The organism is Metabacillus arenae (genome assembly GCF_014773385.1).
GTDB lineage: Bacteria > Bacillota > Bacilli > Bacillales > Bacillaceae > Metabacillus_D > Metabacillus_D arenae.
Genome location: NZ_JACXAI010000020.1, coordinates 26,277 through 50,786 on the forward strand (window position 1 = coordinate 26,277; position 24,510 = coordinate 50,786).

Sequence of the window (24,510 nt, forward strand, 5' to 3'; positions counted from 1 at the left end):
GTTTGAAAATTAACTTTTTTCAACAAAATTCTAATAATTTCACTAATTAATTTTTGGTATCAACGCGTTAATTGACAAAATTTTTTCCTGTGAGTTAATATTTTTTAAATACTACTCGTAATTCTTATCCATTAAAGCTTACTTAATATTTGGCCTATTCTTTAATTGGAAAGTGCAGGATGTAAAAAGAGCCAGCTTTTCCTCATAATAGTCTTTCACATTTGCTTATAAAAAATTCTAGATTTCTGGTTCCTATTATGGGAAGTTTTTATGCTTTTGAAAATTGCATAAATTTAAAAAGTTGACCCATAAACAGATCAACTTGTTGAACAATTAATTATTCCTATTTTCAGTCATCTGCTTCCAAACTGAACCTTTTGCTTCCTCTCCGCCTTCAATGCGTTCAACAGCCATTTTTATTTGCAGGCTAACTTCAAATTCAGGATCATTTTCTGCATCTTTTAATGCAGGTAAAGCCGTATCATCCCCTACTTCATATAAAAACATAGCTGCCCGCCAGCGAACCAGCTTGTTTGGATCCTTCAAAGACTCTTTCATTACAGGTATTGCTTTCGGGTTACCTAAATCTGAGAGGCAGTCACCCGCAGTTCGCCTTACGGTAACCGATTTATCTTCAAGGGCTTTGTACAAATATGGGAGCACAGAATCTGTTTCAATCATACCCAAATAAACAGTTGCAAGACGTCTGATAGAAGCCTTTGAATCCTCTAAAGCCTTTTCCAGAACAGGAATATCCTTTTCAGAAGGGTTCATTTGCTCCAAATGAGCATACCGATTTTTCCATTCGGGGTCCTGCATCATATCTAATGTAACTTCATAAGGAGAACGAGGAGTGACTTTTTCCCCTTTTTCTTTTGTTGAAGCATTCTTAACTAATTTAGTTAATCGGTCTTCATGATAAGCTGCTTCTATTTCTTCAACAACTTCTCGTCCAACATCATCATAGTCACCATAACGGACACCTTGCTCCTTCCAATGCCTGTCCAGTACTACATTTTCAGCATTCTTTTGGAGCTCCATAATCGACTTTTGAAACCGTTCCGATAATCCGTATCTTTTTTCTGTCTCTTGATCTGTAAGTTTTACCTGCATTGGAATTCCATTGAACATTTGTATAAAAACTTTAATTTCCCCAAATCCCTCTCTAGGATGGTCAGACCTATCACCTTCACCTGTTTCTTCACCAAAAACAGCTCTGACCTTAGGTAAAATTTCCTTCCAATCAAATTTAGCATTTCGTTCAACTGCAAGAAAATCCGCTACATGATAGACTCCCTTTACACCTTCAATCAAAAGGACATTCTTGATGAGCTCAGGCGCTTGATCTGAATCAGATTTTTTATAGTTATTGCTTTTTCCTGCAGGTAATTCCTGATTTAAAATAACTTTCATTGTATTCGGACTTGGAGTTGGTTCAATTGAATTTATTTTCACGAATTTTCACCTCTGAATTTAAACTGCTTTTATCATTTTAACATAGAGGTTTTTTCCTTGCTAATCCTATAGTTCAAGCAGCCCAATTTTCAGGAAAGATGTCGTACTCAACAGGAGAAATAGGTGTCGAATACCCTATTTGGAGTCAAATATTCCATTCATTATGAAATTGTTGTAAAAACCTTTTCATGTACTCATCCCTTTGTTCTGCCATTTTTTTGGCAGTTTCAGTATTCATCCATTTTTTTAATTTAAGTAATTTCTCATAAAAATGATTTATTGCCGTAGAAGGTCCATTCCGATATTCGTTATAGGTCATTTCTTCACGTATTTTTATGTTAGGGTCATAAATTAAGTGCCCCCTAGAGCCGGCATATGTGAAGGTTCTAGCTATTCCAATCGCTCCAATCGCATCTAATCTGTCTGCATCTTGGACGACTTGCCCTTCTGTTGAGAGAGGCAAGGAAGATCTAGTACTAAATGAGATCGATGTAATAATGGAGACTACTTCTTGAATTGTTCGTACATCCACATCCAGATTATTGAGAAATGATTTTAATTGACTTAATTCTATTCTTGTTTTTTCTTCAATTTTCTCATCGATTACATCATGGAGCAGTGCAGAAAGCTCGACTAGAAAAAGGTTACACTGCTCTTTTTCTCCGATTTCAATTGCCAGCTTTCTTACTCTTGCAATATGCCACCAGTCATGCCCTGATCTCTCCTGTTCAAGCTTTTCCTTAACAAATTTCTCCACATTCGAAATGACCTTATTTTCCACTTACCTTCACCCCTCTATAAATCGGTATTATAAGAAGATCTGTTCAATTATTTTGAACGAAAAGTGCAATTCGCTAGTCCTTCGGCAACAAGCATTCGGGCGATCCGGCTGGAAGGTTGTTTTATAACCTTCTCCGGCGGATTCGCTTATGACCTAAGAGCCGAGGGCGCCTGGACAATAACCTTCTTTAGCATGTTAATGCTTTAATTAACTTAAATTTACTTAACTGAACAAAAAAAGAAGAAGCCAAAATCAGGCTTCATTTAGCAAATTTTCAATATCTGCTTCTAATTCTAATGGATTTGTATTTGGTGAGAATCTTTCTTTCACTAGGCCATTTTTATCGATTAAAAATTTTGTAAAATTCCATTTAACTGCTTTTGTTCCAAGAACTCCAGATGCCTCGTTTGTTAAATATTTAAAAAGTGGGTGAGCATTTTCTCCATTCACGTCAACCTTTGCAAACATCGGAAAAGAAACACCGTAATTCACAGAACAAAATGACTCGATTTCTTCATCAGTTCCAGGTTCTTGGTTCATAAATTGATTACAAGGAAACCCTAATATTTCAAATCCTTGATCTTTAAATGTTTCATAAAGCTCCTGTAATTGTTTGTATTGAGGTGTAAACCCGCATTTACTTGCTGTATTGACGATGAGAAGAACTTTGTCCTTAAACTCTCTGATGCTAATTTCCTCACCATTTATCTTATTAACGCGGTATTCATATACACTCATTTTTTAAATCCTCCTAATGATTAGTAATTTTTAATCGTTAATAGGCAGTTTTTGTAATGTTAAAACGACATGTTCAACAAGGTTCTCGATATCGAAGCTATTTGATTCAGTTATCTTTCTCTGAAAATCAATTTGATAATGATGGTCATGCAAATGACTATTTGACACAACTGTCACAGAATGCCTGACATCTGCAGCATCCACCCACATATTTCTTAATGTCTCAATTATTTTAGTGTTTGAGTCAATACTTTTTTCTTTTACAAAAAAAGTTATAAGTATTATACATCCTGGTGTTTGGTTACTCCTTAATAATTCACCTGCTAATTGTTCCAATTCCATGCGTAAATCCAATTGGACAACTATCTTTTTATCAAATGGTAAGCAAAAATTAATTTGATAATGCCGGGACATTGAAGCCAAGTCTACTAAGTCTCTCCTGTTGATAACTTGAATCACCTTATGAAGATCCAGGTCATATACGGCCCCTTCCAGGATTACCTTTAGATTATCATAAGCAGTAGGATCAAACATTTACAAATACCCCCTCTGCAGGCCTTTTAAAACAATAGGTTTCTAGAAGTACATACATTAACATTGTTCCGAGAAAAAAGCTGAAAAGGTTTCTGTTACGAAATATTTATAGCAAGGGATACAGCCACGCCAGTTCTACTCTCAATTCATCAATCAAATATCATTTTACCATAAGAAAAATTGAAAAATTTTTTAATTGTTCCTATAATAAAGAATAATTTGCAACTATTTTATGGAGGTGCTCATGTGCCAATTAATATACCAGTGAATTTGCCTGCCAAGGAAATTCTAGAAAATGAAAATATTTTTGTGATGGATGAAAAGCGTGCTTATAGTCAGGACATTAGACCGTTAAAGATAATGATATTAAATTTAATGCCTGAAAAAGAAAAAACAGAAACGCAGCTTCTGCGTTTACTTGGCAATTCTCCGTTACAGGTTAATATATCATTTCTAAGAATGAAAACTCATGAGTCAAAGACAACTAAGAAAGAACATTTAGAAGAATTTTATACAACCTTTGATTTAATTAAAGACAAAAAATATGATGGAATGATTATTACAGGAGCTCCATTGGAACATCTAGAGTTTGAAGAAGTTACCTATTGGAAAGAATTGCAGCAAATTTTTGAATGGACAAAAGAGAATGTGACCTCCACCTTGCATATTTGCTGGGGTGCACAAGCAGGACTTTTCCATCATTACGGCGTAAATAAATATCAATTGCCAAAAAAATGTTTCGGTATTTTCCCCCATATTGTTCAACATCCAACAGATAAATTAGTTCAAGGTTTCGATGAACTATACTATGTCCCTCATTCTCGGCATAGTGATGTAAAGGGGGAAGAAATAAGCGAGATCAAAGAACTTCAATTATTGTCCTTTTCGGAAGAGGCAGGGGTCTGTTTAGTTTCATCTAAAGACAGAAAACATGTGTTTTTAACAGGTCACCCTGAATATGACACCACATCATTGAAGGAAGAATATGAAAGGGATATTAATAAAGGGCTGCAATTAGATTTGCCTATCGGCTACTTTCCAAAAAATAATCCTGCTAATCGTCCGATCAATTATTGGAAATCTCATGCAAACTTATTATTTGTTAATTGGCTGAACTATTATGTTTACCAAGAAACACCATATGAATGGACATAATAAGCAGCTGTTTTCGAAAAATTTTCACTCTTTCGGTCGTAAGGGGTGGAATGAGAGAATTGAAGAAATTTGCGATAGACCAATTGCCTTAATTCGACTATATTTTTCGCTTCAAAAACATAGCTTTATGGAAAGGTTTCAAAAAGAAAAAGAAGATAAATAGAAATTTTTCACAAAAAGGGTTGTGTATTTTTACACTTTTTTTTACAATGTACATGATGATTGTGGTAAGTTGCTTAACAATTGTAAAAAAATACAACAACATTTAATACTGTCTTCATAATTAGAAAATATTTGTATGGTATGTTTATACAAACTAAACATCTAAAGGGTTCATAGATTTGTTGTTGATAAAACTGAGGTGAAAATTTTGAAGGTTTTAATTTTGACTGCTAAATATGGTAATGGACACATTCAAGTGGCAAAAACTCTGCAACAACAATGTTTCAAGCTAGGTGCAAGTGAAGTCGTTGTATCTGATCTATATTATGAGTCCCATCCAATATTTTCTGAAATTACACAATACCTTTATTTAAAAAGCTTTTCATTCGGAAAACAGTTCTATCGTTTGTTTTACTATGGTGTTGATAAAATCTATAACAAAAGAATGATGAACTTATATTTTAAGATGGGGAATAAACGATTAGATGAGCTAATAAAAAGCATACAGCCTGATATTATTATCAATACTTTTCCAATGATTGTTGTGCCTGAATATAGAAGGAGAACTGGGAAAATTATTCCTACTTTTAATGTTTTAACTGATTTTTGTCTCCACAAAATATGGATCCATGAAAATATTGACAGATACTACGTGGCTAATTCAATAGTAAAGAAAAAGATTATGAAACTAGGCATCCATCCAGACCGTGTTGTTGTTACAGGCATTCCGATTCGCGAACAATTTGAGGAGCAGCATGAACATTCCTCTTTGTTCAAAAAATACGGCATTGATTCTACAAAAAAAGTTTTATTAATAATGGCAGGGGCACATGGTGTTCTTAAAGGTGTGAAAGAGCTTTGCCAATCTTTTATTTCAAATAAAAATATTCAGGTTGTTGTTGTTTGTGGAAATAATAAACAGCTTAAAGAGGTTTTACGTCCGCTTGAACAACAATACCCATCCCAATTAAAAGCACTTGGATATGTCGAGAAGGTTGATGAATTATTCAGGATATCAGATTGCATGATTACTAAGCCTGGAGGCATCACTCTTACTGAAGCAACGGCATTAGGTGTTCCAGTAGTTCTCTTCAAACCAGTACCAGGCCAAGAAAAAGAGAATGCTATATTCTTTGAGCAAAACGGTGCTGCTGTGATTGTCAACCGGCCTGAAGAAATTCAAGGTGCAGTTACTCAATTAATGAGCGATGAAAATAGATTGGAAAAAATGAAGAAAAACATTCATTCACTCTATCACCCAAGTTCGGCAAGAGTGATTTTAGAAGACATGTTTAAAGAAGCACAGTTAATCAAAGAGAGAAAACAGCAAAAGGCTTTATAGACAGAAACTAGGATGAGTGGTTTTACACTGTTTTTTCTGGAGGATTTTTATGGATACAAGTACTCATGTCATGATGGGGATTGGTTTAGCAGGTCTAGCCCATCTGGATCCATCTATTGCAGCCAGTAAAGAGGCTTCTCAAGTAATTCTAGCTGCCACTATACTTGGTTCAAATGCACCTGACTTTGATTACTTTATAAAGATCTTAAAGGGTAATGGGGCTTATATAGAACATCACAGAGGGTTATCTCATTCCGTTCCGATGTTATTCGTATGGTGTTTATTATTTTCATGGCCAATTTATTTCATTAATCAAGAAATTCCTTTCATGAATCTATTTTTGTGGACACTCTTGGCAATCGTTATTCATGTTGTAATGGATCTTTTTAATGCTTATGGGACCCAAGCTGGACGTCCATTAACAAAAAGGTGGCTGTCATTAAATACCATCCCTCTTTTTGATCCATTTATATTTGGATTGCACCTGATTGGAATTGGTTATTGGCTGTTCAGCGAAAATCCCGGCATAGGCTTTTTATTCATTTATTTAGGAATTATTTTCTATTTATTGATACGTTTTTATTATTCTACAAGAATAATAAATCAAGTAAAAAAATATCTCCATGAAAATGGTAAATTAACTGTAATCCCTACTCTTTCTTTTAATAAATGGAATTTTGTGTGGGAATCAAAGTCTCTTTTTAAAGTTGGGCATGTTAATTCAAAAAAAATTACTTTGGTTCATGAATTTGAAAAACGTTCAGCCGGAGAACCTATCATTGCTAAATCTTTAATTGACCAGAATGTCAAACATTTTTTCAACAATTCTGCCCATCAGCATGTGTTTGTTCTTCCCACATTAAATGGCTATGAAGTAAGGTGGATCGATTTAAGATTTCGAACGAAGAATCATTACCCATACATGGCAATAGTAAAAATGAATGAATCCTACGAAATTCAATCATCCTACACAGGCTGGATCCATCAATCCACTTTGATTGATCAAAAGCTGCAACAAGTAAAATCGGTTTCACCACCAGAGAAAAATAGTACTCATCTTTCTGAAAGTTAAAGGTCGAAGAGGAATTAGTTTCGAAAAAAGCACAATACTATTTTATATCAAACCTAAATCCTTTAAGGTACTTGAATAACAAAAAAAGGAAGCAATAACTTTAAGAATAAAAAGTTATTGCTTCCTTTTTTGTCAGGCAAGAAAGTTTAAGTTAAATAAAGTATTAACGTAATAAAGAAGGTTATCGTAGTCCAGCTGCAGCGCCCGGCTCGCCTGAGGTCACAAGTCAATCTTCAAAAAAAGGAAAAAACACCTTTCTTTGAAGATCGCCAGAGTGCTTTTCGGGGCTGAGCAAGGCGCTTTCGCTTTTCCTTGTTGTCCAGAGCAGGCGGACAGGACGTCCTAGTGCCATCGGCCATTAGGTCTCAGGGTCAATCGCCTAAGAAGGTTATGCCGGCTCGCCTTGTGCTTGTCGCCGAAAGACTCGCGCTCTGCGCTTTTCGTTCTTTAAGCAGGAAAAACCACCCAAGCAGGAATTTTAAAATTTAAAATTCACGATTGACTGCTTTGTGAATAGTAAACCTCTTCGTATGGCTGAACGACAACAAATCCATTCCCAGAAAATTTCATTTGGACAGACTCTCCGCTGCCTCTTCCTAAAAAAGTTTTAAGCGAAACATCAGTAACGAACTCGGGCTCCAGGTTTCCAGACCATGCGACTGTAGCATTCGGATCAGTGTATACAGGATTGCTTTCTGATACAAGCAAGGTCAAAGGCTCGTAATGAGAAGTAATCGCCACCATCCCACTTCCCTCCAGCTTTATATTAAAAAGACCTCCTGAAAGCATTCCAGCTACCCTTCTCATCAACTTAATATCCCACGAAATCGAAGGTTCAAATGCAAGAAGATCATTTCCATTTACAAAAATAGAGTCACCGGTTAATTGGAGAATAGAAATTTTCTTTCCTTGATCTGCAAGGTACAGCTTTCCATCTCCCACTGCCTTCATAAGTGAAGTTCCTTCTCCTGATAACGCTTTTTTAAATAGCTTACCGAGTCCATGATCGAGAATTCCTTCTCTTTCAAATTTAATTTGCCCGCGGTAGGATACCATTGCTCCTGCTTTAGCCCATACCTGTGATTGTAAATTCACTTCTAACATGCGGGGAGTTTCAAGTTCGAATAATCCTTCCCCTTTGTCTTCTTGTTTTGTTTTTTCAATAAATTCATTAATTGAGTACCGATTCATATGTATGGTTCCTCCTTTTCGTTCTCAAGCATAAACAACCATAAAAATGATATAGCTTGCTTCAATTCAGGCTGAGATCTGGCTTGAAATAGTTGGTCAACTCTACTATTATAAACACCTTGGCCTTCGAGGATGCACCAACCATTTTCCGTGGCTAATCTTTCAAATTCCCAAGGCAGTATCGAATTGCAATTTACCGGCTTCTGATAAAGCCGATCAAAACTATAGGCTCTTGGCCCGGCAGTTGGCAAAATACAGCGATACATAGCTTTCCGCCTGGTTTTAATATACTTTTAAGTTCTAAAAGAACTTCAAAAGGATTTTCTGTCAGTATAACTACCCTTTAAATTATTTCGATAAAGATTAAGGAAAACCTGCTGTGATGAATAAAATTATGTTTTCTGACAACATTATGAAAGACTGTATGTAACAATATCTTCAGGAGGCAGAACAATGACAAAAAAATACAATAAAGGCAGCGAAAATAATAACCGCCCTCAAAAGGAGGATCACCAGCTCGAGTTTGCGAAGGAAATGATAGCTGGTGATAATAGTAAGGGGAATAAACGGAATAAAGACCAGAAAGATAAATCAGCGAAGAAATAATATTTCTATAAGAGAGGCTACGCGCACAGGCGAAGTCTTAAGTTTGATGCTTTAAAGATAAAAGCACGCTAATCAGATTAATTTGCACGATTACCTAAATAAATACTAATAATCTGAATCAATGCCTGCAATAGAACAAAAAGTAAGACGCCAGTCTATCAGCCTCAAGGATAAGATAACCCGGAAAGAAAAGAAGATTTTTTCTTTATCCGGATTGGCATATAACCTTGAGGCAAACGGCGCCTATGCTAGAATCGATCACTTTTTTTAATTTAAATTAATTTAAATTTCTGAAAACTACAAATAAAAAAAGTTCGCTCTTCCTCTATTACTTTATTAACTATTCCGCTAATCCTTCTGTTTTCATAACACGCTCTACTGCTTGGATAGCTTCATCGGCATCACTGCCTTCTGCGGAAATTTTGACTGTTGTTCCCTTTGATACTCCAAGTGACATTACACCCATAATTGATTTTAAATTTACTGTGCGGCCGTTTGCTTCTAGATTCACTTCAGCAATAAAAGAATTAACCGTATTCACTAATGCTGTAGCTGGTCTTGCATGTAAACCAGAATCATTTGTAATAATAAACGTTTGATCTGCCATGAATAAAACCCCTTTCTTAAAACAAAAAATGGTTAGTGATAACGCTTTTTTCCAAGAGACCTATACGTATATTAGTGACATATAAATAAAACCAGTAATTGATTCTGGTCTCTTCTCAGGTGATTACTTTAACACCATAAAATGAGAACCTTTTTAGCAGTTTGCAGCAATGTTTGTGAAAACAACCCGATAATTTAAATATAACGATTTTTTTCTTGTTCTTCTAGTGAAAGTTTCATAAAAGGATAATAAATTCCAAGCACTTGATATGTAGTTGTCTGTGAAATGACTTTCTCAAGTGTAATACTAAAATTTTCACACTCTAAAAGGAATTGATTTCCTCTTGATTTAGTAAACAAGGGATCTCCAAATTTTAAAATGAGATGACACGCTTTTTCAAAGTCCTCTTCCGTTATCTTTTTACTTGGTACAATAATGATCTCTCTTCCACAGAAGTTTGTCCTTATCATTTTGCTTGCCCTTTCATATTAATTTTGTACAGTATATGCGACCTGGACTGTTCTCTATGTATTAATATCTGAAAGTTCACAAATAACTCATTGCAAACCTTGACTCACTAATGACAATAGTGTATATTATAACCATCATTTAGCAGCATTTTATTGAATTAGAATGATGCATGTGATTAAAATTTTTTTTAGCACTTGCTTGTGCTACAGTTATTAGGAGGATTAAGTTATATGCAAAACGGCAAAGTAAAATGGTTCAACAACGAAAAGGGCTTTGGGTTTATTGAAGTTGAAGGCGGCGAAGATGTATTCGTACATTTCACAGCTATTCAAGGCGAAGGTTTCAAATCATTAGAAGAAGGCCAAGAAGTTTCTTTTGAAATTGTTGAAGGAAACCGCGGACCTCAAGCTTCTAACGTAGTTAAAATTTAATTTCTAAAATAAACACTATTCATATACAACAAAGAGGCTGCCTTTAGCCTCTTTTCTTTATGGTCATATTTTTTGGCGCCATTTGCAATCCAAGCTTGCTCGCAGGCGAACGACCAGTGTCTGACGCTATTTACTCAATCTCTTTTGGATATCATCATATACTCAAGGGCTTTTACATTTTGTTTTATTTTTTTTTCGATGCGCTTTATTTCAACATGATTAAAAACACTTGCATTGTTTGCTATGTAGATTAATTTATCAAGGTCTTGATAAATTTCAGAAAAAGCCAATTTTATATTTGAGTCTAACTTCTCTCTGCTCATCTAACTCCTTCTCCTTTCCTCAACAACATAAATAGTCATAAAGTTACATAAACAATCTAATATCTTACAATATTTCTGTCTTACTATGCCTATTCCCTTTTTTTATAGGAAAAATGTATTGCTTTTTAATTCAAAATATTCAGTTTCCTATTTTTTGAATAATATTTAGCTTGGAATCAAAGGATAAATGAAGGAGGTGACCTGATTTGGATCAAATTAAGCATTCGGGTTTAGTTAGTGGGTTTAATGGTTTACAGCAATATGAACTAGCGGTTAAAGCTGCTCAAAAAATGACTGGTTATGCAACAATGAGTATGGATCCAGAGTCCATTGAGCATGCTTATCAGGCCATTAAGGATGCAAATACTCTTTATCAACAAATGGGGTTGGATCAAACAGGTGTGGATCAAGAATTTTTATCAGCGCAGCATCAATTATTAAATCAATGTTCTCATCAATTAGAAGAGGCAGAAAAATAGAAATAAAAAAGCTCATACTTCGTTTAAAGATTGGATTGTGTCTTTAATAATCAGGTAGGAGCTTGGTAACAATTACTTATATAATATGTTTAAAATACGATTAAACTTTCTTATCCAGTAAAAAATCCGCCTAATTAAGCGGATTTTTTTAGTTCGGTAATCGATTAACATATTACCCCTCGAGGTCACAAGGCTTTCCGTCAAAAAGGTTAAAGAACACCTTGCTGCCTACTTGTCTTTTGCTTGTTGCCTTGGACCTTGCGCTCTGCGCTTCTCATTTAGAATTAAAAGGGAACGAAGTAGTGCTTCGTTAAGCTACGCTCCCCTTATCTTTAAGTTAATTTTTCCCCAACCTTTTTTATCTTCTGTCCGACAGTACATTTTTTGATACAAAAAGAATGGGCATAATTTTTTCCATATTCTTTCCGAAAATGTTGTTTTAATAAACAATCTACACAGTATGTGTCTAATAATTCCCCAACTTCGTGGAAAGCATTTCTTTTGCTCACAATCCTTCACCTCAGGTTGTCTACTCTATCTTTATTTGACTTTTTATTTCAATATTTTGGATGGCTTGTTTAGAAAGCTTGTCAGCTTCACTATTATCATTTCGAAGGATTGGATGATAAATTGGATAGATGTTTAGAGCTTTTATCCTTGCTTCAATTTTATCCAGCCATTTGATAAACACTTCTTCGTAACATGGCCATTCCCCTTCAAGTTGTTTTAAAACGACTTGCGAATCTCCCTTGAAAGTGACCGTTTGAGATTGTACCTTCATTTCAGCAAGCTGTTCCATTACCAACGAGAAGGCTGCATATTCTGCTTCATTATTAGATGTTAATTCATGCACTTTTACATTTGCTCTAATTCTGTATTCATCCTTGTTTAATTGATAATAAATCACAATCCCTAAACCCGCTTCTCCAGTATCTTTATTGTAGCTTCCGTCAAAATAAGCAATGATATTTGACGGTTCTTTTTCAATATGTTTTGTTAACTTTTTCAGCTCTTTTGTATTCCAGGCTCTGTCTTGCTCATCAATAAAAGTAATTTGCTGCAATCTTCCAGTCCTTTCAAGGTCTTCTGCCAATAGAAGAGCTTGATCTAATGAGAGATATTCAGCAGAACGAAATGTGACGGCTTTGGATTTTTTTTGAGAATACACCCATTCAATCTGTACGTTCAAAGGGTTCACTCCAACTATAAAAATTAACTATATTTCCTATGTTATGCTACTCTTCCTCTGCAAGCATTATTCCTCAAAATTGGCCACACTCAGAACAGGGTTTATTATAAAACAGGTTAGTTTTTACCTTCACTTGGGATGATTCCTTATACCTTCTAATGTAAACAATATGCTATAATCATATTCGGTTTATCATTATTCAGAATGAAAGGAAGCAACTTAAATGTTTAATGAACTTTTATGGTTTGGTTTTGCGTTTATTAATTTTATCATGGTTCTTTTATTTTATAAACTTTTTGGAAAAAACGGATTGATTGTTTGGATTGGATTCTCTACTGTCATAGCAAACCTGCAAGTAATTAAAACAATTGAACTGTTTGGTTTGACCGCGACAATGGGCAATATTATGTACGGAACTGCTTTTTTCGTAACAGATGTTATAAATGAAAAATACGGGGAAAAGGAAGCAAAAAAAGCAGTATGGTTAGGGTTTGCAACTCTTTTGTCGATGACTTTCATTATGCAGGCAGTTCTTCTGTTTGAGCCTCATGAAATTGATTTTGCCCAAGAGTCACTGGCGACTATATTTGGTCTATTACCGAGAATCGCACTTGGAAGTTTACTCGCCTATATTATAAGTCAATATATTGATGTTAAAATTTACTCAAGCCTAAGAGATAAATTTCCAAATCAACTTTGGATTAGAAATAACGGAAGTACAATGCTAAGTCAATTTCTTGATACATTGGTTTTTACTTCAATTGCATTTCTTGGTGTTTATCCCTTCTCAGAGTGGATCCAGATCTTCATAACGACATATCTCATTAAGTTCCTTGTTGCTTTACTTGATACTCCTTTTGCTTATATGGTAAAAAGAATGAATGTGAAAGAAACTCTGGTAAGTAAGAATAACCTGTTTTAAATGACTATCATGATATGGTTTATAATAACAGCCAAATAAAATAATAAAGGGAGAGGTTAAAGCATTGGTTGAAGTATATATTGATGGTGCAAGCAGAGGTGACCCCGGCCAGTCAGGGGCAGGAATCTTTATAAAAACAAATGGAAGCGCGGAATCATTTCTCTTTCCTCTTGGGAATATGAATAACCACGAAGCTGAATATCATGCCCTTATTCACGGATTAAAGCTTTGTTTAGAAAGAAATATAAAAACAGCCTCTTTTCGTACAGATTCTCAGCTAGTTGAAAGAGCTGTCGAAAAACGCTTTGTAAAAAACGAAAAATTTCGTCCTTTACTTGATGAAATTTTACTATTAATTGATCAATTTGATCTTTTTTTTATTAAATGGATCCCAAGCAAGCAAAATCAAACAGCTGATCAATTGGCACGACAAGCAATTCACTTAAATGGATAAAAGGTGAAAAGGTTATGTGAATCTTCCATCTGTGGGAGGTTCTTAATTGTTTCTTCATCCCCAACCACTGACGAGCAGCCCGATACCAGAAGGATGTGGGCTGCTGTTTCTTTTTTTCTCGGACACTTTCGAACATTTATCCCCACCCTTCCCTTATTGCCCCCGCTAAGGCCTGAGCCATAAGGTTTTAATGTCCCGTTAAGGAGAGGGATAAACTTTAAAAAATCACATCTTAGCTAAGCTGGAGAATTTTTATTGTTTAGTTATTTAACGCTTGAAGCTCATAATCTCGGTCCTCAAGTTTTCTGTTTATTGTTTCTAGCATTGCTTTAATATCGTCAGGTTGACTTTCTTCTACACGAAGTACCGTTTCTTCAATTCGAGTTAGATGTTCTTTGTTTTCTTTCTTGAAATCATCAAAATTGTTTTTGAATTCACTCAAAGCTTTTAAAATCATTTCTAATTGTTGATCACTCATTCTTTCGCCTTCTCTTATATACATTTAATTTATGTATAAACTAATCCTCAAGCTTAAACGTTGACTAATAACTTGTTCTAAAGGTTGTTTTGTGCCTTCCCATAATCACATCAAGCCCTCTGAGTTCTACGGGGTTCTATGTTTAAATTAATTGCAGCTGAATCGCTTTGTTTAAAGCTTTTTTCCTTGTGGTATTTTCTTCCTCCATAAGCGTTTCTAATAATGCAAGATAAAATGATCCATCAAATTCTTTTTGAGCTTTAAGTGTAATTTCAATCGACGCATTGACTACTTCATCATTAGCACCAGTGTAATGTTTTCCAAATTCAATGAAAGATACTACATCTTCTCCTAGTATAAACCCTTTTCCTTTTAACTGAGTGATGTATTCTTGGACAGAAGCTTGCAATCAGACATCATCCTTATTGTTAGTATCAGTTCAAATATTAAGTGAATTATCCTATTTATTACCACTCTCATTTTCTTAAAAGCAGCTAACACTATAGTTGGAGGTGGAAATCCATGAGTAAAAATAAAGGTAATAATCGCAGCCAGGCAGCCCCTAGTGTAAATCCACAAGGGTATGCTCCGAACTCTGAATATAAAGCAGATCCTAAAAGCTCGTTAGAAAACGCAGCAAAGAAGAAGAATACAAAATAGTCGGAGAGGTCTAAATGGCCTCTCCTCTTCTTACAATGTGATTTATAATTCCTTTTATGTCTAATTCTGTAATCTTCATTAATACTTTTTCATGCTCATAGGTAAATATAGCTTTTTCAATTTCACATTCAACAGGGGCTTCACAGTGAATAGCTGCCAGTTTTTTTGAAAGATGCAGCATTTCCAGTTCAGCTTCAATTTTTGCTCTTTGGCCTTTTGTCAGTTCTTCAAGTTTTTCTAGCATCCGTTCTATTGATTGATATTTAGCAATAAGCTTGTAGGCAGTTTTCTCTCCAATCCCTTTCACTCCTGGATAATTATCACTTGTATCCCCCATCAACCCTTTTACATCTATAAGTCCTATTGGAGATATTCCATATTCTTCAGTAAAGGTTTGATCATTATAAACTTTATAATTTCCAATTCCTTTTTGAAGAAGAACAACCTCAATATTCGGCTTTAAGAGCTGAAGCAGGTCACGATCACCTGTAAGGATAGATACTTTCATGTCCCGATGAAATTTTTCAGCTAATGTTCCTATGCAGTCATCTGCTTCATAGCCTTCAATGCCTATGTTTCGGATATTTAAAGTGGATACTGCTTGTTTTGCAAGTTCAAATTGAGGAATTAGCTCGAGCGGCGGCTCGTTCCGATTAGATTTATAAGAGGCGAACATTTCATTTCTAAACGTCTTGCTGCCCATATCCCAGCAACAAATAACATGTGATGGGGAAAAAGTATCAATTGCTGACAGTAAATGCTTTAACATGCCGCTTACCCCATTAGTCGGAATGCCTTTACTATTCACCATATAATTTCTATGGACCGCTGTCGCAAAAAACGCCCTAAATAAGAGAGCCATCCCATCCACTAATAATAAATGCTTCGGTTCACGCATAAAAATCTCCTTTTCAACAAATATGCTAAAATTATAACATATTTTACCGACAATTGGTGTTTTGTTGGGTAGTTCGCTGAAGTTTATTGACCAAGCAAACCTTTAAAAATAGAACGTTAAGTTGTTTATAAGCTAAAAAGCGGATTTTCTTTAAAGCGAAAAGAAATCAGCTTTTTTTGTCTAAAGAATACCTATAGGAGATTAACTTGCTTAGAAATCTCCATTTTTCTTCGTGTTCACCATCCGTTCATTACCTCTTTTAAAATTTCCCGTTGCCTTTGCCAATAACAATTGGACTGCTTTTTCATCTTCAGCCATTTTAATTTTCTCTAAAAATTTTTCAGCCTCATTGCCTTTTAATATTTTCACTTGTTTCCCATTAAAATCAAGAAAAACTGTATTATATTTAGAGACTCGGTAACTAAAAGGAGCTTCGTCTAATCGATTTCTTTTATCAATATTGTCCACTTAAAAACCTCCATATTAGATCACTTTTTCTATTGAGGTAATTATCCCTTTTTGTTGTCAACGTTATGATCAACATGTGCTAAAACAATTGAGAATCGTTTGACACAGAAATTTACTTTGAACAGCGAAGGGCCGCATTTTCTCTATGAAAAATGCGGCTCTTTAAAAAATAATTACTTACCTGTGACATAATTCCAACAATCAAACCCAAATCTTTTTATTATATGGTATTTAATTTGAAGGATATACCTTTTATTTTGCATTATCGGTAGTTGTTATGATTCGGATTAAACAGGTCTTCTTGAGCAATTCTAACATCAGAAAAATGATCGACATTGTAATGACCATCAAGTAGTTCATTATGATGATTAATTATCTGTTCGGCAGATAAGGTTGAGGAATCAGTCGTTGAATGCCCATCACCAACTAGAGTTACATCAAAATAATTAATTGTTGCGGTTCTAACTGCTGTGTCAATACAATGTTCTGTTTTACACCCCATGATGACGAGATGTTCGACCTGGTTATCCTGTAAAAATCCCAATAATGGTGTTCCATAAAACGAATTTGTAGCTTCTTTGTCAAAGATTTTTGAAGCTGGTGGTATTTTAATATCCTGGTGTATTTGAAATCCTTTTCCTTCACCATCAGCCACATCTTTATCTCTCATAAAAACTACTAAAGCATTTGATTCTAATGCTTTTTTTACAACTGAATTTATATTATCCAACAATTTTTCTTTATTAAATACACTTTTCTCATTTTTATTCCCATCAATTAATTCTTGCTGGGCATCAATGACTAGCAAAGCTTGTTTCAAAATTTAGACTCCTTTTCATATCATTTATAAATCTGTACCTGCCTCATGCCGTTCTTCTATTTTTATGTTCATAAAAACCTCCTTCTTTTTGATTTGATCTTAGAACAATATCATTTACATTTTGTTCAATTCCTAGTTCGTCATCAATTCGGTAAAATCCTCTTTTTACCTTTCTACAGGTAATTAATAAAGAGTTAAAATACCTCCAAAAACAAAAAGCTTATGAAGAAGAAATATCCTCATAAGCTTTAATCGAGTATTATTTTTTTTTCTTGCTGCTGTTTAATTTACTTGCTTCATGTTCTGCGTAAGAAGCAAATTCAGTATTAAAGTCATTTTTTCTCTTTTTATTGTTATTACGCTGTGCATTTGCATTACCTAGTTTAGTTCTGCCCATCATAATCCCCCTTTAAAAGATGAAATGACATGATTAGTTTATGTCTTCTCAGACTTCCTAAGCATGGAGGTTGATTCCTAAATAGGAATGTATTACCTATTGGGGCAGCTTATTTTTTTGATACATATTCCTTAACCATTTCCTCTGTAACAAATTTTCGTTGGGGAATAATTCCCTTCTTTGCTAAATCATTAATTTCTTTTGTGACTTGATTTATTTTCAACACCGAAAATTTTTGTCCTGTTCGGCAATGCGTAACAACTTCATCAATGGCTGCTTCTCTTATTGCATCAAGTTTCAGGAAATCATTCACAATTCTGTTTTGGTTTTTTGAGTGCTCTGATAGTTGTTTGTGTAGACTAGTCAAGATGTATTCCCCTTTTTTTCATTAATTTTAGCACTTGCTCCTTTGGAGTCCAGCACTTGAAAGAATAGTTTGGCTTCGTTTCGTACCCAAGCCTGCTGCAAAAGTAACTCCGCTTTTTTTCAACCATAAAATAGATACAAGTTGCACATACTTGGTACGTTTTTTTATTCAAAGAATCTCCCCCGTTCATGAAATCCATTCCGACAAGGAATTCTTAGCATGTAAGAGTCCGGCAATATCCTGTTCTTTCTCCAAAGAAAATAACATGCTTTCGTACATTTGATTGATCTCATGTTCAAATTTAGCAACAAGCTCATCCATTTTTTTTGTCAGTAAGCTTGTATAAGAAATAATGAAATTTTCTTCATTAAGTGCTAATTGTTTTTCAATCAGCTCTTCGATTTTCTGCCATACCGCCTCACTCATCATTTGTTTTTGATTTTGTTCAAAAAAGGATTTAGTGCCTTTAAATAACTTCAATTCATCTTTGAAGAAGCTTGATTTTAATTCATTTATTGTTACATGAAGCGTCGGTATACTAAAATCAGTTAATGAAGGCTGAGATAAGATCATCTCACTGTTCAATATTATTACATCTTCTTTCTTCTCTTTTATCCAATTCGTTAATAATGACTTTAGATATTGTTCACTTCGAATGATCAAAGCAGAAAGCTCTTGGTCTATTTCAAAATGAATGGATTGAATTAATTCTGTTACAGACTTATCAAGTGCAATGGTGGGTTTTTGATCTCTAAATACGCCAGGGTGAAATGCTTCTTTAAAAAAATTAGGATACTGAAAGCCGATACGTTGCTTAATATAGTGAACCTGTTCTGCCAATTCACTTTTAATTTGTTTTTCTAAAATTTCCGGGCTGTTTTTGTGTATCGTTTGTAATAAAAGCTGCTGCTCGTTCCTTAAATGGAAAATCTCGTTTTCTTTTTCAGACTGTTTTTTTTGGCTCGATTCAATAATTTTGTTTAGATAATTAGAAACTTTTGCAATTTCATTTTCAGCAGACAGCAATGTTGCTTCCATTAAATCATGCTTGATAAATCGAGTAAAATCCTTGCGAAAAACTTTGAAATCATCCTCGTTTTTGTTTTTTTGATTGAATAATTCGTTTAAGCTTGACACACCGTAGATTCTTGCCTGGCGAATATCCTGGCGGGTTAATTGACCGTCAATATAATTTTTCACATCGAGAATCTCTTCCTCATTCGATGCAAGGTCAATTGCATTTATAATAAAAAACATTTTGTCTAAAGAGAAGGCATCTTTTACCCGGCCCAGCTGTTTTAAAAACCTTTGGTCACCCTTTGAAAAAGGATGATTGTAGTAGGTTAGAAATAAAATGGCATCAGCATTTTTAATATAGCTGAATGCTACTTCAGTATGTCTTTTATGAAGAGAATCCGCACCTGGAGTATCAACAAGTGTAATGCCCTGTCTGGTTAGCTTGCAATCATAATAAATGATGACTTCTTTTACATAGCAAGCTTTATCTTCTTCAGCTACAAATGTAGAAAATTCTGAAAGAGTAGAGCTGACAAATTTACTAGGATAGCTTTTATATTCAGTGATTGCTTGAAGATATACTTTATACCGTTCTTCAAGTTGGTTTTTATTAACCAGCTTTTCGATTTTTTTAAAAGCTTCCTCTAAGGATTTTGCTTCCGTACTTACATCCAGTATCATCCCATTTAAATCCGCTAAAAATTCCTCTTCATTTTTCAAATAAATAGAAACTGTCCCATGAGGATAATCAGATGAAACAGGGGCAATTTTATTGATTGTTGCAGTAGTCGGTGTAGGCGATGATGGCAAAACTTTCTCTCCTATCAATGCGTTAGCGAAAGAAGATTTACCTGCACTAAAAGCTCCAAACAAAGCAACAGTAAAAGTTTTTTGCTCGATCGAAGATAACCTATCCATTAAGGAGTCAGATAAAAATTGAAAGTCTTCCAACGGCTGAATAGTCTTGAAAGTATTTTTCAAAGCCTTTAGAATTTTATCTGAATCGACTACCCTGTCTTTTTTTATTGAAATAGAAGGTCTATCCTCTTTTTCAACCTTCTTGCTTTCTCTTAAAGACCATTGTTCATGTACTTCTATATTTTTTTTGCTCACACTATCCAGCCAATCCTTTACTTCAAAAGGTTCTTCAATCTGTTTTTCAAGAACGGAAAATAATTGCCCTTGATAAAGCAGTAAACGATTTATTTTGATCATTTCCCCTTCATATTTCTGAATAGATTCTTTATAGGAATGTTGCTTTTCTTCAAGCTCTTCAATGGCTAAAGAGTTTGACTCTCTTAGCTGTTTTATAAAAGTATGGATTAAATTATTCGTTTGTTCCCTAGCACGCTGTTTAATCGCTTCACTTATATCAGTTGAATAAGTCATGACATATTGATCAGTAAATGAAGCCCCTTTTTTAATGGTCGTTTGAAGAAGCTTTTGATCGATCTCAGTTTTAAAAGATTGTATGATATTGATTATTTCTTCATCTTTAACACCAGAGCTCTGATATTTATTCATAAAAAGGTTTGTCATATGCCAATCAATATTGGCTTTTGTATGCGCTGCTAAATCTTCCAGAAGGCGATCTGCACGGTGATTTTTTTCCTGTTCCGTTTTCTTCTGGCTGAAAAATAGTCCTACTTTAAATTGAGGTGCCTGTGATTCAATAAAACGTTTTGCTTTTTCTCTTGTTTCGAAAGGTATTATATTAGCGTTTTTCAAAATTTGCTGAACTTGATTTTTTAACTCTTTCTCTAATCGCTCAGCTTGTTCATTTAGGTTGGTTACTTGATTCGTTGTTTGATCAAGCAAGGCTTTTTCTTCTTTCAATTTTTCCTCAATAGCAACTTTTTCATTTCGTTGGAATTGCTCTTGATCCTCTATAAATTGTAAATGCTCTTCCACTAATCCATTTATATGTTGTTGAGCAAGTGAGAAAATTTGTTCCTGTCCCTCTTTTATTATGGCATTAAACAATTGTTTAACCTGCGATAATTCATTATATGGATAATCCTTATTTCTTAACGAGGTATAATATATATGGTTTTCTTTTAAACCTAGCTGAGTGAGAGCTGAGTTGATCTTTGTTCGGTAGGTAAGAAAATCGCCTTCCTCTTCACGGTGTTTGTCGATTTGATTAATAATAAAGTAAAGGTTTTTACCTTTTTCAAGCATTTCACTAACAAATGCAAAGTTCTCCTCTGATTGAACATGGTTATAATCCACAATGTAAAATAAATAGTCTGACGTATGTAAAGTTGATTCCGTTGCCAACTTATGGGCTTGATCGGTGGAATCAATCCCCGGAGTATCAATAATAGTCAAATGATTTGAAATTTGAAAATTGTTATCAAAAATGCTCAGCTTTTGAATTTCTTCTCCCTGTTTGCAATACCCTTTAATCTTTTCAATATCATATTCGCCATCAATTTGAGTCGTTTTACCATTGTGAAGAGTAATTTTAACCTTTTTCTCCCCCCTTTGCAGCAAAACAATGTTTGCACTAGTAGGGATCGGGCTTGTCGGTAAAACATGTTCGCCAACGACCTCATTAATCATTGAGGATTTACCTGCAGAAAAATGGCCTGTAAATGCAATATAAAGCTGCTTTTGATACACTTTTTCGATTATATCTAGCAGTTTATTCGCTCTGATCGTGTCGTGTCTGTTCATAAATTCATCATACAATTTAATGGAATTCGGTAAAATTGAAGATGTCAGTATCAGATTGTTCATGATGTTTCCCCTTTGCTAAGAAATCACTATTATTATTTTACAAGAAACCAGCAAAACTTTCATTTATTGTACGACAGAAATATGGATAAAGTGAAGCTTTTCCAAAAGTTTGATGGTAATGCAGCGCATATCAACTTGTCCAAGATAAAGTGTTAGGGGTCGTATTTGAACAACGAAAAAATATAGATGGTAATCCATATTTAAAAATTTTTATTATAAACAAAAAACCCGGCCAATGCCGAGTTTACCGTCTGACTATTCCTATACCTGAGTGTCTACTTTTTTCAATACATAGCCGATTAGAACCGAGTATGTTACGACAGTTCCAGCTAGAAAAATCATTGTCATCGTATACACCAGCCTTTTCCTACTTGAGAATAGTTTTCATTATATAGTAAGCTTATCATTAATGAAAATCATTTTCAATAATAAATTTATCTTACACTTTACGGTCAGTAAACTATCTTTTCAAGCTTTTACAGAAACAAGAAGATAGGCAGGGATAAACTTCCCGCAGGTGTCCGAAAAAGGAACACGCCGCGTCCTTATGTCCTCGTCTGTGTGATATCCTCACTGCCTCATCTAACCATCAGTAGGCTGATGAATAAAAACCCCGCTGATAGAAGTTTCACTTTATTTTCTTTTCGGAATAAACCGGCTTTTTGTTGCAAATATAGATCTATAATCAGTAACCGTTTCTAAGACTTTTTCCTCGGCAGGTATCCTAATTTTCATCAGAATAACATTCAACACGGTAAACATGACAGCGGTTAGATAGGCGTTAAAAAGCAGCGGAAAAAGGATGATTTCCAGAGCCACAACTGTATAATTTGGATGCTTTAAAAATTTATAAGGCCCTTTTAAAATGACGTTTGTGCCTGGCATGACGATAATTTTTGTATTCCAGTATGGACCCAGGGAATAAATCGCCCAATAACGAATCAATTGTGTAAAAATAATTAGGGGCAATAATAGAAACCATAAGGGGGATAATGTTTTATGAAATACTGTGACTTCAATAAAAAATGAAAGCAAAAACAGCACATGTAAACCGACAATAAAAGGATAATGCTCTTTTGCATACTCTCTGGCTCCCTGTGCCTTCATCCATTTTTCATTCCTATTAGCGATGAACAACTCTGACACCCTTTGAGCAAGCAGGAAAGCGAACACAACATACATCATCATCTTATCTCCTTCCACTTTACTAATAACAGTTCGCTTGAAAAACCAGGTCCCAAGGCACCGATCATTCCAAAATCGCCTGCGATTCCTTTATTTTTTTCCATATAAGATTTGATCACATACATTACAGTAACAGAAGACATATTTCCGTGCCTCTCCAAAATTTCTTTTGATGTGGAAAGAAGATCCTCAGATAATTGAAGGCTATCTTGATAAGCCTGCAATACCTTTTTTCCTCCTGGATGAGCGAGGAATACTTTCAAGTCACTTAAGGAAATGGAGTTTTCCTGTAAAAACTCCTGAACGCTTGGACGAAGCCATTTTTTTATAATAAAAGGGATATCTCTTGAAAAAACAACGTAAAGTCCATTGTTTTTTATATTCCATCCCATAACATCTTCTGAATCTCTCATAAAAACAGATTTTGTTGCGATAATGTTTGGCAAAGCAGGGCAAGCAGACTGCTTTAATAAGGTGGAATTCTTCCCGGAAATGAGTATGGCAGCAGTACCATCCGAAAATAATGAACTCCCAATTAAATTGCTTTTTGACAAGTCATCCCTCTGAAATGTCAGACTGCAAAGCTCAACAGCTAAAACAAGTACATTTGCTTTTGGGTATGCTTTAACATAATCATAAGCTCTTGATAACCCAGATGCTCCGCCAGCACAGCCTAATCCCCAAATAGGGATTCGCTTCGTCGTTTCTTTAAACGGCAGCTGGTTCATAATCTTTGCATCAATACTTGGAGTTGAAATCCCCGTGCTTGAAATAAAGAAAATTGCTTCAACCTCTTTTTCACTAACCGGCTGTTTTAAAAAAAAGGAGTGACTCAAACAATTGGATATGGCCCTAACCCCATGTAAAACAGCTTGCTGAATATATGTATTATTTTTATCTTCAAAGGTATGGTTTTCTTTGTACCAATCCAGCTTTTGTGAAAACTGCCTGGATTTAATTTCACCATTATGAAAAACCTTTAACAACCGATCAATGTCTTTATATGTATCTTGAAACAGCTCTCTGGCAAATTCAACAACTGAATCCTGTTTCATTTCATAAGCAGGATAACTTGTACCAGCCGATAAAATATACCCCATTCATATCCCTCACTCATAAGACTACTTATGGTTACTATTTCCAATAACAAGGTAGATATACAAAGAAAACTTAAGGTGTTTGTCTATGGGTACATTGCATAGACGAGCTAGTAAAAAGAAAAGGTTGACCCTTATGTGATGAAGGCTCCAGGATAAAAAGAACGAAAAGCGCAGAGCGCCCGTCTATCAGCGACAAGCACTCGGGATAGCCGTCAAGTCAAGAAGGTTGTTCTTTAACCTTCTTGACAGGATTGCCCCTAAGAACTAAGAGCCGATGACACTCGGCCGTTAAAGGCGTCACGGCCTTATGCCTGCCGGCACTAGGACTTCCTGTCCGTCTGCGCTGGACAACGATTACTCTTTTTGCACCTTACTACTTTAATTAACTTGATCTTTCCGACAATAAAAAAAACCTTCCCCTATGCTTTAGGAAAAGGCTTAAGACGTTTTAAAGGTTTTGTTGCTG

At 34.9% G+C, this 24,510-nt stretch carries 30 protein-coding genes; 9 read left to right on the top strand and 21 right to left on the bottom strand.

The annotated features are described in order from the left end of the window. Positions 1–333 precede the first annotated feature (333 nt). The 4 genes from IC621_RS15360 to IC621_RS15375 all read right to left on the bottom strand — a co-directional run bounded on the left by IC621_RS15360 (position 334) and on the right by IC621_RS15375 (position 3,508). Positions 334–1,455 (bottom strand): conserved virulence factor C family protein, encoded by a 1,122-nt coding sequence (locus IC621_RS15360; protein WP_191159211.1) that lies wholly within the window; start codon positions 1,453–1,455, stop codon positions 334–336. A gap of 145 nt (positions 1,456–1,600) precedes the next feature. Continuing rightward, the gene (locus IC621_RS15365) at positions 1,601–2,236 is read right to left on the bottom strand and encodes an HD domain-containing protein (RefSeq protein ID WP_191159212.1); all 636 of its coding nucleotides are present in this window, start codon (positions 2,234–2,236) and stop codon (positions 1,601–1,603) included. Between the two features lie 252 nt (positions 2,237–2,488). Then, a complete protein-coding gene (locus IC621_RS15370; RefSeq protein ID WP_191159213.1) occupies positions 2,489–2,974 on the bottom strand; it encodes a glutathione peroxidase in 486 nt (161 codons plus the stop codon). 30 nt (positions 2,975–3,004) lie between these two features. Continuing rightward, positions 3,005–3,508 carry a hypothetical protein gene (locus tag IC621_RS15375; protein WP_191159214.1) on the bottom strand — a complete coding sequence of 168 codons (504 nt, stop codon included), beginning with the start codon at positions 3,506–3,508 and terminating at the stop codon, positions 3,005–3,007. Positions 3,509–3,754: 246 nt separating this feature from the next. Between IC621_RS15375 and metA the strand changes: the two genes are divergently transcribed. From metA to IC621_RS15390, 3 genes are all read left to right on the top strand, one after another. Continuing rightward, entirely contained in the window at positions 3,755–4,663 is a 909-nt protein-coding gene (metA, locus tag IC621_RS15380; protein WP_191159288.1) for a homoserine O-acetyltransferase MetA, read from the top strand. A gap of 370 nt (positions 4,664–5,033) precedes the next feature. Then, the gene (locus IC621_RS15385; protein ID WP_224752568.1) at positions 5,034–6,167 is read left to right on the top strand and encodes a diglucosyl diacylglycerol synthase; all 1,134 of its coding nucleotides are present in this window, start codon (positions 5,034–5,036) and stop codon (positions 6,165–6,167) included. Between the two features lie 49 nt (positions 6,168–6,216). Next, positions 6,217–7,239 (top strand): metal-dependent hydrolase, encoded by a 1,023-nt coding sequence (locus IC621_RS15390; protein WP_191159216.1) that lies wholly within the window; start codon positions 6,217–6,219, stop codon positions 7,237–7,239. A gap of 492 nt (positions 7,240–7,731) precedes the next feature. On the opposite strand, the gene IC621_RS15395 is transcribed toward IC621_RS15390, so the two are convergent. After that, positions 7,732–8,430 carry an AIM24 family protein gene (locus tag IC621_RS15395; protein WP_191159217.1) on the bottom strand — a complete coding sequence of 233 codons (699 nt, stop codon included), beginning with the start codon at positions 8,428–8,430 and terminating at the stop codon, positions 7,732–7,734. Then, entirely contained in the window at positions 8,427–8,696 is a 270-nt protein-coding gene (locus tag IC621_RS15400) for a hypothetical protein (RefSeq protein WP_191159218.1), read from the bottom strand. The genes IC621_RS15395 and IC621_RS15400 overlap by 4 nt, the downstream gene beginning before the upstream one ends. Positions 8,697–8,883: 187 nt before the next feature. Between IC621_RS15400 and IC621_RS15405 the strand changes: the two genes are divergently transcribed. Continuing rightward, positions 8,884–9,036, top strand: a complete 153-nt coding sequence (locus IC621_RS15405; protein ID WP_191159219.1) for a hypothetical protein — start codon at positions 8,884–8,886, stop codon at positions 9,034–9,036. A 340-nt stretch (positions 9,037–9,376) separates the two neighbouring features. Here the strand turns inward: IC621_RS15405 and IC621_RS15410 are convergent, their stop codons facing one another. After that, complete coding sequence (locus IC621_RS15410; RefSeq protein ID WP_191159220.1) at positions 9,377–9,643, bottom strand: phosphocarrier protein HPr; 267 nt, start codon at positions 9,641–9,643, stop codon at positions 9,377–9,379. Positions 9,644–9,837: 194 nt separating this feature from the next. Then, on the bottom strand, positions 9,838–10,113 hold the full coding sequence (locus tag IC621_RS15415) for a hypothetical protein (protein WP_191159221.1): 276 nt from the start codon (positions 10,111–10,113) through the stop codon (positions 9,838–9,840). A 231-nt stretch (positions 10,114–10,344) separates the two neighbouring features. Between IC621_RS15415 and cspD the strand changes: the two genes are divergently transcribed. After that, positions 10,345–10,545, top strand: a complete 201-nt coding sequence (gene cspD / locus IC621_RS15420; protein WP_191159222.1) for a cold-shock protein CspD — start codon at positions 10,345–10,347, stop codon at positions 10,543–10,545. Positions 10,546–10,679: 134 nt separating this feature from the next. Here cspD and IC621_RS15425 read toward each other — a convergent pair whose 3' ends face one another. Then, positions 10,680–10,868, bottom strand: a complete 189-nt coding sequence (locus tag IC621_RS15425) for a hypothetical protein (protein ID WP_191159223.1) — start codon at positions 10,866–10,868, stop codon at positions 10,680–10,682. 206 nt (positions 10,869–11,074) lie between these two features. Here IC621_RS15425 and IC621_RS15430 point away from each other — a divergent pair, with 206 nt between their 5' ends. Then, entirely contained in the window at positions 11,075–11,347 is a 273-nt protein-coding gene (locus IC621_RS15430) for a DUF2564 family protein (RefSeq protein ID WP_224752569.1), read from the top strand. A gap of 332 nt (positions 11,348–11,679) precedes the next feature. Here the strand turns inward: IC621_RS15430 and IC621_RS15435 are convergent, their stop codons facing one another. Together IC621_RS15435 and IC621_RS15440 are read right to left on the bottom strand one after the other, a co-directional pair. Beyond that, complete coding sequence (locus IC621_RS15435) at positions 11,680–11,856, bottom strand: zinc-finger domain-containing protein (protein WP_191159224.1); 177 nt, start codon at positions 11,854–11,856, stop codon at positions 11,680–11,682. A gap of 20 nt (positions 11,857–11,876) precedes the next feature. After that, positions 11,877–12,545 (bottom strand): reverse transcriptase-like protein, encoded by a 669-nt coding sequence (locus IC621_RS15440; RefSeq protein WP_318153061.1) that lies wholly within the window; start codon positions 12,543–12,545, stop codon positions 11,877–11,879. A 214-nt stretch (positions 12,546–12,759) separates the two neighbouring features. On the opposite strand from IC621_RS15440, the gene IC621_RS15445 reads away from it, so the two are divergent. Both IC621_RS15445 and IC621_RS15450 read left to right on the top strand, forming a co-directional pair. Then, positions 12,760–13,458 (top strand): queuosine precursor transporter, encoded by a 699-nt coding sequence (locus tag IC621_RS15445; RefSeq protein WP_191159226.1) that lies wholly within the window; start codon positions 12,760–12,762, stop codon positions 13,456–13,458. Positions 13,459–13,522: 64 nt separating this feature from the next. Then, on the top strand, positions 13,523–13,912 hold the full coding sequence (locus IC621_RS15450) for a reverse transcriptase-like protein (RefSeq protein ID WP_191159227.1): 390 nt from the start codon (positions 13,523–13,525) through the stop codon (positions 13,910–13,912). Between the two features lie 259 nt (positions 13,913–14,171). On the opposite strand, the gene IC621_RS15455 is transcribed toward IC621_RS15450, so the two are convergent. After that, entirely contained in the window at positions 14,172–14,390 is a 219-nt protein-coding gene (locus IC621_RS15455) for a hypothetical protein (protein ID WP_191159228.1), read from the bottom strand. A 142-nt stretch (positions 14,391–14,532) separates the two neighbouring features. Beyond that, the gene (locus IC621_RS15460; RefSeq protein WP_191159229.1) at positions 14,533–14,799 is read right to left on the bottom strand and encodes a DUF6123 family protein; all 267 of its coding nucleotides are present in this window, start codon (positions 14,797–14,799) and stop codon (positions 14,533–14,535) included. A gap of 113 nt (positions 14,800–14,912) precedes the next feature. Here IC621_RS15460 and sspL point away from each other — a divergent pair, with 113 nt between their 5' ends. Next, a complete protein-coding gene (gene sspL / locus IC621_RS15465) occupies positions 14,913–15,050 on the top strand; it encodes a small, acid-soluble spore protein L (protein ID WP_191159230.1) in 138 nt (45 codons plus the stop codon). Positions 15,051–15,060: 10 nt separating this feature from the next. On the opposite strand, the gene IC621_RS15470 is transcribed toward sspL, so the two are convergent. The 8 genes from IC621_RS15470 to IC621_RS15505 all read right to left on the bottom strand — a co-directional run bounded on the left by IC621_RS15470 (position 15,061) and on the right by IC621_RS15505 (position 24,044). Then, positions 15,061–15,948, bottom strand: a complete 888-nt coding sequence (locus tag IC621_RS15470) for a 5'-3' exonuclease (RefSeq protein ID WP_191159231.1) — start codon at positions 15,946–15,948, stop codon at positions 15,061–15,063. 210 nt (positions 15,949–16,158) lie between these two features. Then, the gene (locus IC621_RS15475; protein WP_191159232.1) at positions 16,159–16,416 is read right to left on the bottom strand and encodes a hypothetical protein; all 258 of its coding nucleotides are present in this window, start codon (positions 16,414–16,416) and stop codon (positions 16,159–16,161) included. A 262-nt stretch (positions 16,417–16,678) separates the two neighbouring features. Next, on the bottom strand, positions 16,679–17,236 hold the full coding sequence (locus IC621_RS15480; RefSeq protein WP_191159233.1) for a cysteine hydrolase family protein: 558 nt from the start codon (positions 17,234–17,236) through the stop codon (positions 16,679–16,681). A gap of 259 nt (positions 17,237–17,495) precedes the next feature. Further along, a complete protein-coding gene (locus IC621_RS15485; protein WP_191159234.1) occupies positions 17,496–17,633 on the bottom strand; it encodes a hypothetical protein in 138 nt (45 codons plus the stop codon). A gap of 109 nt (positions 17,634–17,742) precedes the next feature. Next, entirely contained in the window at positions 17,743–18,000 is a 258-nt protein-coding gene (locus tag IC621_RS15490) for a YpbS family protein (protein ID WP_191159235.1), read from the bottom strand. A gap of 186 nt (positions 18,001–18,186) precedes the next feature. Continuing rightward, positions 18,187–21,759, bottom strand: coding sequence for a dynamin family protein (locus IC621_RS15495; protein ID WP_191159236.1), 3,573 nt, complete (start codon positions 21,757–21,759; stop codon positions 18,187–18,189). A 633-nt stretch (positions 21,760–22,392) separates the two neighbouring features. Next, a complete protein-coding gene (locus tag IC621_RS15500; protein ID WP_318153062.1) occupies positions 22,393–22,944 on the bottom strand; it encodes an isoprenylcysteine carboxyl methyltransferase family protein in 552 nt (183 codons plus the stop codon). Continuing rightward, positions 22,944–24,044, bottom strand: a complete 1,101-nt coding sequence (locus IC621_RS15505) for a type III polyketide synthase (protein ID WP_191159238.1) — start codon at positions 24,042–24,044, stop codon at positions 22,944–22,946. The genes IC621_RS15500 and IC621_RS15505 overlap by 1 nt, the downstream gene beginning before the upstream one ends. Between the last annotated feature and the right edge of the window lie 466 nt (positions 24,045–24,510).